The 13,115-nt window shown below is 48.3% G+C and carries 13 protein-coding genes; all 13 read right to left on the bottom strand.

The features are described from left to right. Positions 1 to 23: 23 nt before the first annotated feature. The 13 genes from F461_RS0108970 to hmcA all read right to left on the bottom strand — a co-directional run bounded on the left by F461_RS0108970 (position 24) and on the right by hmcA (position 13,108). Positions 24 to 314, bottom strand: coding sequence for a DUF503 domain-containing protein (locus F461_RS0108970; protein ID WP_020000822.1), 291 nt, complete (start codon positions 312 to 314; stop codon positions 24 to 26). 169 nt (positions 315 to 483) lie between these two features. Beyond that, positions 484 to 3,507, bottom strand: a complete 3,024-nt coding sequence (gene infB / locus F461_RS0108965; RefSeq protein ID WP_020000821.1) for a translation initiation factor IF-2 — start codon at positions 3,505 to 3,507, stop codon at positions 484 to 486. A 16-nt stretch (positions 3,508 to 3,523) separates the two neighbouring features. Continuing rightward, on the bottom strand, positions 3,524 to 3,751 hold the full coding sequence (locus F461_RS19050) for a YlxR family protein (RefSeq protein ID WP_073020969.1): 228 nt from the start codon (positions 3,749 to 3,751) through the stop codon (positions 3,524 to 3,526). A 6-nt stretch (positions 3,752 to 3,757) separates the two neighbouring features. Next, positions 3,758 to 5,146 (bottom strand): transcription termination factor NusA, encoded by a 1,389-nt coding sequence (nusA, locus tag F461_RS0108960; protein ID WP_020000820.1) that lies wholly within the window; start codon positions 5,144 to 5,146, stop codon positions 3,758 to 3,760. 36 nt (positions 5,147 to 5,182) lie between these two features. Beyond that, on the bottom strand, positions 5,183 to 5,686 hold the full coding sequence (locus tag F461_RS0108955) for an LSm family protein (RefSeq protein ID WP_020000819.1): 504 nt from the start codon (positions 5,684 to 5,686) through the stop codon (positions 5,183 to 5,185). 341 nt (positions 5,687 to 6,027) lie between these two features. Next, the gene (locus F461_RS0108945; protein ID WP_020000817.1) at positions 6,028 to 6,477 is read right to left on the bottom strand and encodes an RrF2 family transcriptional regulator; all 450 of its coding nucleotides are present in this window, start codon (positions 6,475 to 6,477) and stop codon (positions 6,028 to 6,030) included. Between the two features lie 21 nt (positions 6,478 to 6,498). After that, entirely contained in the window at positions 6,499 to 6,855 is a 357-nt protein-coding gene (locus F461_RS0108940) for a response regulator (RefSeq protein WP_020000816.1), read from the bottom strand. A gap of 118 nt (positions 6,856 to 6,973) precedes the next feature. After that, entirely contained in the window at positions 6,974 to 8,359 is a 1,386-nt protein-coding gene (gene hmcF, locus F461_RS0108935; protein ID WP_020000815.1) for a sulfate respiration complex iron-sulfur protein HmcF, read from the bottom strand. A 23-nt stretch (positions 8,360 to 8,382) separates the two neighbouring features. Further along, entirely contained in the window at positions 8,383 to 9,063 is a 681-nt protein-coding gene (hmcE, locus tag F461_RS0108930) for a sulfate respiration complex protein HmcE (RefSeq protein WP_020000814.1), read from the bottom strand. 42 nt (positions 9,064 to 9,105) lie between these two features. After that, entirely contained in the window at positions 9,106 to 9,249 is a 144-nt protein-coding gene (gene hmcD, locus F461_RS19315) for a sulfate respiration complex protein HmcD (protein WP_020000813.1), read from the bottom strand. A gap of 16 nt (positions 9,250 to 9,265) precedes the next feature. Continuing rightward, the gene (gene hmcC, locus F461_RS0108920; RefSeq protein WP_020000812.1) at positions 9,266 to 10,426 is read right to left on the bottom strand and encodes a sulfate respiration complex protein HmcC; all 1,161 of its coding nucleotides are present in this window, start codon (positions 10,424 to 10,426) and stop codon (positions 9,266 to 9,268) included. Next, the gene (hmcB, locus tag F461_RS0108915; protein ID WP_020000811.1) at positions 10,426 to 11,532 is read right to left on the bottom strand and encodes a sulfate respiration complex iron-sulfur protein HmcB; all 1,107 of its coding nucleotides are present in this window, start codon (positions 11,530 to 11,532) and stop codon (positions 10,426 to 10,428) included. The genes hmcC and hmcB overlap by 1 nt, the downstream gene beginning before the upstream one ends. A gap of 16 nt (positions 11,533 to 11,548) precedes the next feature. Further along, positions 11,549 to 13,108: a sulfate respiration complex hexadecaheme cytochrome HmcA gene (gene hmcA, locus F461_RS0108910; RefSeq protein WP_020000810.1), complete on the bottom strand. Its 1,560-nt coding sequence runs from the start codon at positions 13,106 to 13,108 to the stop codon at positions 11,549 to 11,551. Positions 13,109 to 13,115 lie beyond the last annotated feature (7 nt).

The raw sequence follows: 13,115 nt of genomic DNA, 5'->3' as shown, positions 1-13,115 counted from the left end.
ATCAGACAGGAAGTCTGCTGATGTTATTCAACGCCAAAAAACTCCATGTCGCTGAATGTCATTTCTTCATGGCATACAGCTTCCATCATGCTCAGGCATTTTGTGAGTCTGCTCTGCAAGTGCTTTTCACTGTTGCTTACGCTTACAATGCTGAGTGCTAAGGTGCCCATAGAATTCTCTGAGCCCACTTCTGCGATGGAAACATTAAATTTGTTACGAACCTTTGACTTCAGGCTATTGGCGATACGCCGTTTGCCTTTCAGGGAATCGTTGCCATGTAAGGCATATTCAACCCGCAGTACTCCGATAATCATAACAGCACCGAATATAGTTAATCATTTTTTTATCCCCGCCCTTAATCTGCAATCGTGGTCAGGAGGGTACGGGGGAAGCTTCACTTCTCGGAGAGTCGGTGAAAGCTAAAGAAAAATATAAAATCGCGGAACCGGACGGGAATCCGATTCCGCGATTTGTATTTATTACTTACAGGGTAGCGGCTTCTTCTACTTCTTCAAATGCTTCGATAGCGTCACCAATTTTGATGTCGTTAAAGCGTTCGAGTCCGATACCACACTCGTAGCCCTTCATAACCTCTTTAGCGTCGTCTTTGAAGCGCTTGAGGGAAGAGATTTTACCAGTATAGATAACCACACCATCGCGAAGCAGACGAACGCCAGCGTTACGGGTGATTTTACCGTCGTCAACGTGACAACCGGCGATAACACCGATTTTAGGTACGCTGAAGGTTTCGCGAACAACAGCCTGACCGAGGTACTGCTCCTTAACGATAGGGGCAAGAATACCAGCCATAGCTGCGCGAACTTCTTCCACGAGCTTGTAGATAATGTCGTAGAAGCGGATGTCTACGCCTTCCTGCTCAGCAACGTCTTTAACTTTCACGGTTGGGCGAACGTTAAAGCCAATGATAACTGCGTTAGATGCGGAAGCAAGGAGAATGTCGGATTCTGTAATTGAACCTGCGCCGGAGTGAATAACGTCGACTTTAACTTTCTCTGTTGCCTGCTTACGAAGAGCATCAACGATTGCTTCAACAGAACCCTGTACGTCAGCTTTAAGAACTACGTTGAGAACCTGAGCTTCTTCAGCATCAGCACGGCTTGCGAGGAAGGTTTCGAGAGTAACTTTAGACTCACGGGCAAGAGCGCGTTCGCGTTCTTTGATAGCGCGTTGATCCGCGATGCGGCGTGCTACTTTTTCGTCGTCGAGAGCTACAAACTCTTCACCAGCTTCTGGTACACCGTCAAAGCCCTGTACTTCTACAGGAGTGGAAGGAGCAGCTTCGCTTACTTTCATACCTTGATCGTTAAACATTGCTCGTACACGGCCGGAGAAGGTGCCACATACAAAGATGTCGCCCTGTTTCAGGGTGCCTTCCTGCACAAGTACTGTAGCAACTGGACCGCGGCCTTTGTCGAGCTTAGCTTCAACAATGTGACCACGAGCTGGTTTGTTCGGGTTAGCTTTCAGCTCAAGAACTTCAGCCTGCAGAGCAAGAATTTCAAGAAGACCTTCAAGACCCATACCAGTTTTAGCTGATACGTTAGTAAAGATAGTGTCGCCGCCCCAGTCTTCTGCTACGAGTCCGATGTCGGAGAGTTCGCGCATTACACGTTCTGGGTTAGCACCTTCTTTATCCATTTTGTTGACAGCTACGATGATAGGTACTTCAGCAGCTTTGGCGTGCGATACAGCCTCACGGGTCTGTTCCATTACGCCGTCGTCGGCAGCAACAACAAGGATAACAATATCAGTTACCTTAGCACCACGAGCACGCATAGCTGTAAATGCTTCGTGGCCCGGGGTATCGAGGAAGCAGAGGTCACCGTTAGGGGTAACAACGTGGTACGCACCAATGTGCTGGGTAATACCACCCGCTTCGCGGTCGGTAATGCTGGATTTGCGGATAGCATCAAGCAAAGAAGTTTTACCGTGGTCAACGTGACCCATGATGGTAACAACCGGAGGTCTGATTTTCAGATCCTCTGATTTGTCCTCTTCACGCGGAGTGAGGTAATCTTCTTCGGAGAAACCTACTTTTTCGATTTCGTACTGGAACTCGCCAGCAACAACAATCGCAGTATCAAAGTCAAGAGACTGGTTAATGGTAGCCATTACACCAAGCTGCATGAGCACTTTAATGATCTCGGAACCCTTAATACCCATCTGGTGAGCAAGGTCGGATACACGAATGTGATCATCAACTTTAATCTTACGTTTTGCTGCCTTGAGAGGCTGAGTAGACGTTGTCTGTTCCTGCTTTTTGCGCTTGCGCTTGCTGCGCTGCCACTCATCAGAACCAAAACCATCTTTACCACCACGTTTTTTCTTATCGAAAGTATCGCGTTGGTTGAAATCTACAGTACGTTTACCTTTACCGCGTTTTTTATTGCGTGCACCAGCTTTGTCCGGAGACGGAGCATCAGTAAAGTTTGGTGCAGGACGACCGCCGCCACCTGCAGGACGAGGCGCGCCGCCACCCGCAGGACGAGGAGCACCGCCACCAGGGCGGCCTTGACCACCAGGACGGCCTGGGCCACCAGGACGAGGAGCACCGCCACCAGGACGGCCTTGACCACCGGGACGGCCTTGACCACCGTCTGGACGTCCGCCGCCGTTAGGACGACCACCGCGATCATCGCGGCGTTGCTGCGGACGAGCAGCACGCTGCTCACGCTCTCTGGCTTCTGCTGCAGCAACAGCAGGGTCAGGACGGGAAATTATACGAACCTGAGGAGCAGCAGGTGCTTCCTCACGTTTTTTAGCAGGCTTTTTCTTTTTCTTAGTACCGTCAGCATCAGCAGTAGTTTCAGCTTTTTCTTTAACAGCCTTTGCAGGAGCAGCTTTTTTAGGAGCAGCTTCAGCTTTTTCAGCTTTAGCTTTAGGAGTCGCTTCAGCTTTTTCTACTTTTTCGGCTTTAGCTTTAGGAGCAGTTTCAATTTTTTCTTCAGGAGCCGGCTTCTGCCCTTTTTTAGGAGCATCAGCTTTAGCGGACTGCTGGGGGGTGTCAGCTGTCTTTTCTTTGGCTTCTGTTTTAGCAAGCTCTTCTGGTTTCACTACACGTACCTTTGGTGCCTCTTCTTTAGCAGGCTTGGCACTTTTAGCAGCAGGTTCAGGCTTTGTTTCCTTTTTAGGGGTAACAGCTTTAGCTTTAGGAGCTTCTTTTTTAGCGGGAACTTCTTTCACTTCTTCCTGTACCTTTTCTGCTTCGGCTACCTGTTCTTTTTCTGCAGGTGCTGCGTCCGCTGGCTTAGCAGCTTTCTTACGGCGGCGAACAATAACGCCAGAGGAAGTTTCCTTGCGCATTACTTCTTTTTTAGCCGGACCGTTTTTTATGTGGTCGCGAACCTGCTCTATCATTTCTGTCGGTATAGAGGTTTCACCGCTTTTTGCGGAGACCCCAAGTTCGCGCAGAGCTGAAAGAATGTCCTTGGTAGGAACGTTCAACTCTGTTTTTAATTCTTTAACTTTAATCTTCTTATCACTCATGTAGCAAAAACCCCCTTTACTTCCGCCAGCCTCTGAACTTTGCAAAGCGTTTTTCGCACTCTGGGCTGTTGCAGATGTAGTAACCTCTACCCGGCATTACCTGCTCCTTATCGAAGACAGGTATTGTATCACCGGATTCTGTCTGTGTGCAAACATATCGTTTGAGTTCACTCTTAGGCAAACTGGCACGGCATATCACACATCTGCGGACGGGTGTATGGTGTTTCCGGATGGCTTTGTGCATCCGGTATTATTCCGTTTCCTTTTTATCGGTTACGGTTTCCTCAGTTTCGCCTGCTTCTTCAACTTCTACAGCTGGTGCTTCTTCGGCTGCTACAGGAGCTTCGGCAGCGTCATCAGCATCAGCAGTTTCTTCAGCTTCCTCAGTCAGAGTTCCCTCAATTGCGGAGGAAAGGAAGTTGATTGCAGTGCGAAGGTCGGTAATTTTAGACTCAGTAAGTCCCTCAACCGTAAGAAGCTCTTCGTCTGAAGCGTCTTGGAGCTTTTCAATGGTCTGGAATCCAGCGTCAACAAATGCCTGAAGTGGAACTTCTGCCACACTTGCAAGCTGGTCGAGACCTTTTCCGATTGCGTGACCTTCGTTGTAGCGAGTTTCAGTAAATATATCGATTTTCCAGCCGAGAAGCTTAGAAGCAAGCTTAACGTTCTGACCTTTACGGCCGATGGCGTTGGTCAGCTGGTTATCCGGCACGATTACTTCCAGCATGTTTTCTTCTTCATCCACAACGATGCGGGTGATAACAGCAGGAGATAACGCGTTACGTGCGTAAGTGGCGATCTCAGGGCTCCAAACAACAATGTCGATACGTTCGCCGCGCAATTCCTGAACAATGTTCTGGATACGGGAACCACGGATACCAACACATGCACCTACTGGATCAACATCACGGTCGCGAGTCATAACGGCTGCTTTTGCGCGGCTGCCTGGATCACGGGCAATGTTCATGATTACAACGGTACCGTCGTCAACTTCCGGAACTTCACGCTTAAAGAGCATTGCCATGTAGTCCGGGTGGGAGCGGGAAACAATAACCTGAGGACCGCGTCCTTCTTTGCGAACATCGATAACCAGTGCTTGAACACGGTCACCGCGTTTGTAATGTTCACGTGGGATTTGTTCGTCTTTAGGCAGCAGAGCTTCGGTGCGACCCAGATTGATAATCCAACCTGCTTTGTCACGGCGCTGTACAATACCGCTTAAGATCTCACCTTGTCTGTCTTTGAATTCTTCATAGATGATTTCCTGCTCAGCATCGCGCATGCGCTGGATAATAACCTGCTTGGCAGACTGTGCAGCAATACGACCAAGGTCTTCAACCTTAAGGCGGAAGCCGATTTCGTCGTCAAGCTGTACGGAAGGGTCGTGTTCCCGAGCTTCTTCAATGGAAATTTGGGTAACGTCGTTTTCGATGTCTTCATCGCGGGTAACGACTTTAAACTGGAATACCTCAATTTCACCAGTTTCTTCGTTAAAGCTTACCTCCACATCAAGGTCTTCGCCAAATTTACGAATAACTGAGGTGCGGACTGCTTCTTCTAAAGTATCAACCAGCATTCCACGGTCAAGGCCGCGATCTTTACTGATCTGGTCTATGGCTTTTTTAATATCCATGCTCATTTGAATTCCTTCGACTCGCTCTTGCGCTAAGTCTGCCTACTTCTTTTTCTTGCCTTTGCTGGTATCAGGAAAAATGTGTACCAAGTGTGCTTTTTTCAGATCATCCCAATCAAAAGTCAGGTCGCCCTCATCATTAGGAAGAGTGAGGACAATAGTGTTGTTTGTTACGGACTTGACTTCGCCTTGGAATTTGCGGCGTCCCGGGAAATTATCATGAGGGTCGCGCAATACTACTGAAACAGGTTTACCAATATACTTGGAAACTTGTTCTGCTGTGAAAAACGGGCGTTCAAGGCCGGGTGATGAAACTTCCAGTGTGTATGCATCAGAGAGAACGTCTTCAACTTCGAGCGTCAAGCCAATGTGTCTGGAGAGCTTGGCGCACTGATCGATGGTGACACCGTCAGGGCCTTCTACATAAATTCTTACCACCATACGCTGGCCGGAGCCGAGTTCAAAACCCCACAGGGTGAGTTCAGCATCATCGATGAGTGGTGTAATGATATCTTTGATCTGTTGGTACAGTCCGTTTCCGGTCATTTTTGCTTCCTTATTTCCTGTCGCTCAAATAAAAAAAAGGAGGCCCCTGAGAAAAGGCCACCCCGTAAACGACGGCCTCACGGCCACAGGATGTTTTCAGCAAACAGTGCATAAGGCGAACCTTTGTGCTCTGCCTTGGCGCGCAACAATAGCACGACAGCAAGCGCTGAACTGGTCATAACTATGCCCTTACGTGTTTAAAGTCAAGGGCTGGGACGGAAAGTTTTTGATTCGCTGTCAAGCTGTTTTTTTATAAATGTAAGCGGTTTCTGGTGGTTATTAAGATGTGTCGGGTGGGAGAAAATAAAAGCGACACATCTATAATGTTGTAGAAGGGGAGATTAAACTCGTGGTGGAACAGAATCTGGCTGGTTCTTAGGACACAGAGATGAGTCGTGGATAAGGTCTGCCAATGAGAATTGATTAAGTTTGTGATACATAGCTTTTGAAGCTTCTTCCCACATGGTGCGGGTGAGACAGACATGAATGCGCGGGCAGCAAGAATGGTTTTCGTCGCAGCCGTAACATGGTTCAGTTTTCTCAAGCGCCTGTATCAATTCTCCCAACCGTATTCTGGAAGGATTGCGCGCAAGGTGGTAGCCACCTTTAGCCCCTAACTTGCTGGTAAGGTAGCCTTCTTTTTTAAGATCACGCATAAGTTTTTCTAAATACTTAATGGATATTTCTTGCCGCATGGCTACGTCTTTAATGGAGACAGGACCATCTTCCTCGTTCATTGCTATGTCGAGGAGCATACGCGTTGCGTAACGGCTACGTGTGGTGAATTTCATAATTCAGATAAAGCGTAAAAGTTATTCGCCGAGAGTTTGCCGGATTATGGTGAGCATCCTATCGGGATCAAATGGCTTGGTTACAGTCGCCACAGCATTGGGAATGGCCTGATGAATATCTTTGGGGCCACCCACAAAGATAAAAGGAGTTTCCCTGTTATAACTACTGGAAGCCAATTCCTTGTAAACTACTGCTCCGGAATCATTGTGCATTTCCATGTTCAAGGTAATCAGATCAAATGGAGTTCCTGCTGCAATATCAAGGGCTGTGTTTCCGTTTTGAGCACCCACAGCATCGTAATCACCAGACTGCAGAAAATTGATCATGTACTCGAGGACATTCGGATCATCCTCAATAACAAGGATACGTTTTCTCATACCGTACTCTTCGGGATAAACGTTGCGGGGCACCTGCCGGGCGCCAAGATGAAAACCGGAGCGGAAAGCGGTAGCCTTCCGCTCCGGTGACCATAACAAATGTAATGCTCTTTATGGACTATTCTTCTGGAAGCTTAAGGTGATCCGGAACAATAACCATTTTAATGAGCAAAGGTTTGAGGAAGGACCAGCGGATGCCGATTTCGTATTCCTCTTCAAGATCGCGGATGGCATCCCAGCAGTTATGGCAAGGTGCTATAACGAGCTTACAGCCAGTTGCGAGAATCTGGTCGCGTTTGGTCTGGAGCGCTTTGTTACGTTCTTTACGGTATTTACCGATACCGTTAAAGCCGCCACCACCGCCACAGCAGTAGTTGTGCTCACGTTTAGGACCCATTTCGCGGAAGTCTTCAGCTATGTAGCTCATGATTTCACGGGTAGCTTTTGCTAAGCCGTGGTTACGCACGTAGTTACATGAATCCTGAAGGGTAACAGGTTCTTTAATCTTTTTCTCTGGATCGATTTTGAGTTTGCCGGTGCGCAGGGCTTCTGCAACCCATTCTACGTAGTGAATGTATGGTGCAGGTGGCAAACCGTCTTCACGACCAGCCCAGTAAGGGCCTTCGATTACTGTTGCGCGGTGTGCGTGGCCACATTCTGTGCCGATAACACGCTTCGGACGAAGTCGTTCGATAGCTTTGTATACGGATTCAACCTGCATTTTACATGCTGCCCAGTCTCCGGCAAACATGGCAAGGGAGGTCTGTTCCCAGCCCACGCTTGGTACTGTCCAGTTTTCTCCTGCAAGGTGGAACAGAATTGCTGCTTCTGCGAGGTCTTCAGGGTAGTGTTTAGGCTCACGAGCGTTCAGAGTGTACATAATATCTGCGTCTTCCTTATCAATAGGAATCTCCAGACCCGGCCACTCTTCTTCATACTCCTCAGCCATCCATTCACAAGTGTCGATCCAATCTTCGGTGGTAACGTCCATCTGTGCATTGTATACACGGTGCATACCGGAGCCGATTTTCATTTCCCAAGGAACAAAACCTTGAGAGTTGAGAACGCCGCGAAGGTAGCTGAACATTACGCCCATGTCGATGCCATGCGGGCAGTACATGCCGCAACGGTTACAACAGGTGCACTGTGACCATGCAACGTCCACGCAATGACGCATGAATTCGTTGGTCACTTTGCCTTTTTTCTTAACCAGTTCACCAAGAGTAGACTGGATTTTATACGCAGGAACCTGTTTAGGATCGCGATCATTTACGCGGTACAGGAAACAGGAATCTGCACACATGCCACAGTGGGCACATATTTCAAGCCACGTATGGATACGGGACTGACAAGTTTTTTCGAGTAAAGCTCCAAGGGCGTCGGAATCAACGTCGAGCTCTTTCATTTCTTCGTAGTACTGAGCGCCACCTTTGTCGCCAAGCAGAGCTTTCAGCTCTTCTTCGCTGCCAATAGGTGTGGTGTTACAAAAAGTACCTTGAGGCATTGTTTTCTCCTAGCGGCTTACTGTTACCACGGGAATGCGGTTTCGCGTTTAGCGCCACCGCGCTTAATGTTGTAATCCATGCCGAGCTGACCACGGGACATGAAGAACAGTACGATGTGGGACAGCTTAGTGAATGGTGCCAGAAGCAGCACAGCTTCGCCGGTAAGAATATGACAGGTAAGCCAGAAATCGTAATTACCGAGATGTAGACGGGCGATAAAGCCGGTCACAAAAGGTGCTACAGAAATACCGAGAATGAACCAGTCGTAGGCCGTTGTAAGAATACGTACTTCAGGAAGTGCAATACGACGGATGGCAAGCATGAAGCCGCCGATAATTGCGAGAACTGTAAGTGCATCTGCAACGCTGGACGGTATCGTCGGAAGGCTGAAGCCGAATGCCATTTTAAGAAGCTCCTGATGTCCGATCAGGAAAAGCGGAAGCAAAATAGCGCCGATATGGAACAGGAAGAAGCCTGTTGCCATAAATGGCTGCTGACGCCAACCGTAAGTGCCGCCCGGGATGAGCCAGCAACGGATGGAGTGAATTGCACCGCGAAGGCCAAGAGACATGTGCGGCTTATATGCTACACGATCAAGCTGCCAGTTAAGACCGCGTACGTACATTACGGCACGAACTGTAAGACCGCCAAAGAATACCAGCAGTGATACCCACAGCATCGGTCCGGTAAGAAATGCTATCATTGTTATCTCCTTGTCCTGAGGGAGGTTACCCTCCCCTCATGACTAGTACTTTCTCATTTTTTCTTCTCTGCCGGTCAGGAACATCCAGTAACCGACAAAGCTGACCAGAGCCACACCCATCAGCACGTATGTGATGGTCTTGGTGTGGAGCATAAAGTCGTGGAGAGTATAGATAATGTTTTCCATAGTATTAACCTCCGGACTAATGAGCGTCTTTGTACTCCGGATGCTCGAACAGAACAGGCATCCGGGTAGTGATGAAGCGGTACGCTGTGATAATAAGTGTCACAACGAAAATAGAAATGCCGATTTCCATGAGGCTCGGGAAGTAACGTTCAGAAGCAGGAAGCTGCCAGTTGAACGCAATCATGCTCACGTTGAAACGGTTTACAACAATGCCGAGTACGCCGAAAATGGACGCGATACGTACAATCTTCAGGTTCTTTTCACGTACGCCGATTGCGTAGAGGAAAGAAGGAAGCAGTACAAAACCGAACATTTCAATAAGGAAGATAACACCATAGCCGGTAGCAAGGTATTTCCAGTCGTTGTCCATTGTGATGTCGAACAACTTAATGAAGAAGTAACCGGCAAGAATGAAGGAGGCAGCTTTTGCAAAGCCGAAAGCCACACCGTGTGCTTCTTTAAGGTGTGTGTCGTCCATCATATGGTGCAGACCTTTATGAGCGAGAGTTCCTTCAAAGATTACCATGGATGTTCCAGCTACCATGGAGGAGATGAAGAAGAATACCGGCATAAAGCTGGAGTACCAAAGCGGATGCAGCTTGCCCGGTGCGATGAGGAACAACGCGCCAAGTGAGCTCTGGTGCATGGTGGAAAGAACAACACCCATAATGGTGAGAGGCAATGTAAGCTTAATTACAAGATTGCGAAGCTTGCGCATGCCGAGCCATTCGAGTGCTGCAGGAGACCACTCAATGAAAAGAACTGATACGTAAAGGGATACACACAGACCTACTTCAAAAAGAAGGGAGGTTGTGCCCTGAGAGTATACCAGTGGGTACGGGAGTCTCCAAGGGTGACCCAAGTCGTACAGAAGAGCTACAACTACGAAGAAGTAGCCAAGAAAAGCAGTAGTGATGGCAGGACGCACTGCAGAATGGTAGTGCTTCATGCCGAAGAGGTAGCAGGATGCAGAGGTTACGTAACCACCGGCAGCCAGTGCTACACCACACATAAGGTCGAAACCGATCCAGAGACCCCAAGGGTTGTTATCATCGAGGTTGGTTACGGCGCCGATACCTTTATAAAAACGCAGGAAAGTAAGAACCAGACCGCCGGCAAGAATGATAGCGGTAAGGATATTTCCAGCATGCCAGAATTTTTTTTGATCGTTACTCATTATGCATCTCCCTCAGGCTTGGAGCTTTCTTCTACTTCTTCGCTCTCAGGGTTCTGGAGTGCAGCAAGCTTTTCTTCAAACTCTTTTTCAGCGTTGGCGACAGCTTTTTTAGTTTCACGAGCAATGGAAGCTTCTTTGTCTTTAGCAGCTTTTTCCATTGCAGCTTTAAGCTTGTCTTCCGCAGCGGATTGAGTTTCAGAAACAGCCTGAGCTACAGCGGCTTTCTGGTCTTCAGCAGCGATTTTTTCTTTACGCTTGCTGATTGCGTATGCGCCGGTGAGCAATACAGGCCAAATACCTACTACCATTGGAACAGCGCCAAGAGCTCCAGCGGTAAGTTCCGGAGCGGCCTTTTTACCAACTACAGGCTGGCCAAGTTCGGTATGTTTTACCGGAGCAAGGTAGAGCCAGTTGGTTCCGCCAGCTTCTTTTTCGCCGTAAATTTTCTTTACGTAACGATCAGGATGCTTGCGGATGCGTTCACGTGCAATTTCAATCAGGTCAGAACGTTTACCAAAGGTGAGTGCTTCTTTAGGACATGCCTGAACACAGCCCGGGAGCTTGCCCTCTTTGATGAGCGGGTGACACATAGTACATTTCTGAACGAGTGGATCTAAAGGATCTTCGTATTCGAAAGTAGGAACGGAGAATGGACATGCGATCATGCAGTAGCGGCAACCAACACAAACGTCGCCGTTGTATGTAACGGAGCCGTCAGGGTTTTTGGTAAACGCTTTAACAAAACATGCGGATGCACATGCTGGTTCCATACAGTGGTTACACTGCTGTTTACGGAAGATAGGGTGATCCAGACCGGCAACATTGTATTTGTTAACTACAGTGTGCGCGGTGGCGTTGGTTCTGCGTTTAGTATCCAAAACAGAGAGATCGTCAAACTTTTTCTCTGGTTTCGGGAAGTTGTTTACAGTGTTACATCCTTCTTCACATTTACGACAACCAATACAACGGCTGCTGTCGTGAAGTACGCCCATGGCGTCAGGATATCCGTCAAATGCAGCGTGGCTGGCAGCCTTTGCCTTAGTAGTTCCCAAGGTGGAAGCAATACCGGCGCCGCCAAGCAGGCTTAGGAATTTTCTGCGATGCATAATTGCTCCTTGATTCCTAGTTAGCGCGTGCGGCGTGGCAGCCTGCGCACTCAGTGTTCTGTGGCTTCTGAATTTTCATTTCGGTGTGGCAGGTCATGCATTGCTGATGGTATGCAGCTTTAAGACCTGGACGGTCACCTTTTTTGAAAGCTTCGCTATGACAGCTCTGACATTTTGGTGGCTTAATGCTGATAGGGCTCTGATGGTGACAGGCCTGACAGACTTTGCCTTTTTCAGCGTGGAAGCTACCAGCAAGCTTGCTGTCCGCAGTTGCGTTGAGCAGAGTTTCAACGATTTTGCGGTGCGGCATTTTGGATGCTTCGTATGTGTCTGCTAAAGCGTCAATTTTTACGAATTCAGGAATATCTTCAGCGGTGTAAGTAACAGCACCTGCTTCGCGAGCAGCAATAACGGATGCAGCAACTGCACTACGTTCTTTTTTGCTCATCTTAGCTGCTTGTTCAGCGGTAACGCCGTTAGCGTTGTGACAAGTGGCGCAAGACTGTTCGTTGAAGTTCTGAACAGGAACCATTGTATGACAGCCTTCACAGGAAGGATTCTGTGCAATACGCATTGCGTGGCAACCGACACAGCTTGCAGAAGACTTAGCGTCGTGCATGTCGCTGTAGAGTGGTTTGAATCCGTCTTTGTCATTGCCGATGCCGTTGATGTGGCAAGTGCTGCAATCTTTTACGTTGGCTTCATGGAACTTGTGGTCAAATGCCACAGGTGCGATATTTTTTTCAGCAGCAGTGTTCGGAACGATGAGAAGAGTATCCGGCTGACCGCGGTCGAGACGTTCAGGAGTTACTTTCTTCATTTCTTTTTGAGCAGTAGCGCTGTGACATCCAGCACAGGTCACAGGACCTGCAAATGCGGTGTCTTTCTTTGCTTCGTTCTTGTGGCAGCTGATACAGCTGCTGTGTGCTGCGGATTTAGGGCTTTTGTATTTTACAAAGCCGTCACCGTAGCCGTTATCGCTGTCTTCGGTGCCTGCTACGTAACTAGCGGTACCGGCAACAACATCAACATTCATGTGACAAGCGCCACAGTTTTTGTCCTGTTGTGAAACAGCAAGTTTTTTGGAAGAAATATGGCGGAAGTGCAGGGATTTATCCATTTCGATAGGCTGGCGTTCTGCAACCATATCTGGCTTAGGATTGTGACATGAACGACATTCGCTTTCCAGAGGACCAGTGTCCTTACCGGCTTTAGCCATGTCAGCATGACAACCTACACAGTTTTGGTGATATAAATTCTGCAACTGTTTAGCAGACATATCATCAGTTCTTTTAAAAGTAAGATTCATGCTGCCGTTGCTGTCGCTGTCGTGACAGGTAGCACAGTCTTTATCCATTTTTTTCAGCGCATCAGTATGCAAATCATGTCGATACGTAACGGCTGGCAATTCCATATCACCCAGCTTGCCGATAACATCAATTTTTATGATATCAGCATGTTGCTCGGCAGGAGCAGCTGTTACACTAGAGCTGCGCGCTTCGATACCGACGACCGATACAAGCGCTACAACCATCAGCATGCCCGCCCAGCGAAGCAGTGATTTTCCCTTCATCATAGTGGCA

The organism is Halodesulfovibrio aestuarii DSM 17919 = ATCC 29578 (genome assembly GCF_000384815.1).
In the GTDB taxonomy this organism is placed as follows: domain Bacteria; phylum Desulfobacterota; class Desulfovibrionia; order Desulfovibrionales; family Desulfovibrionaceae; genus Halodesulfovibrio; species Halodesulfovibrio aestuarii.
Note: the sequence above shows the minus strand (reverse complement) of the source record. Positions and strands in the feature narration are given on the sequence as shown.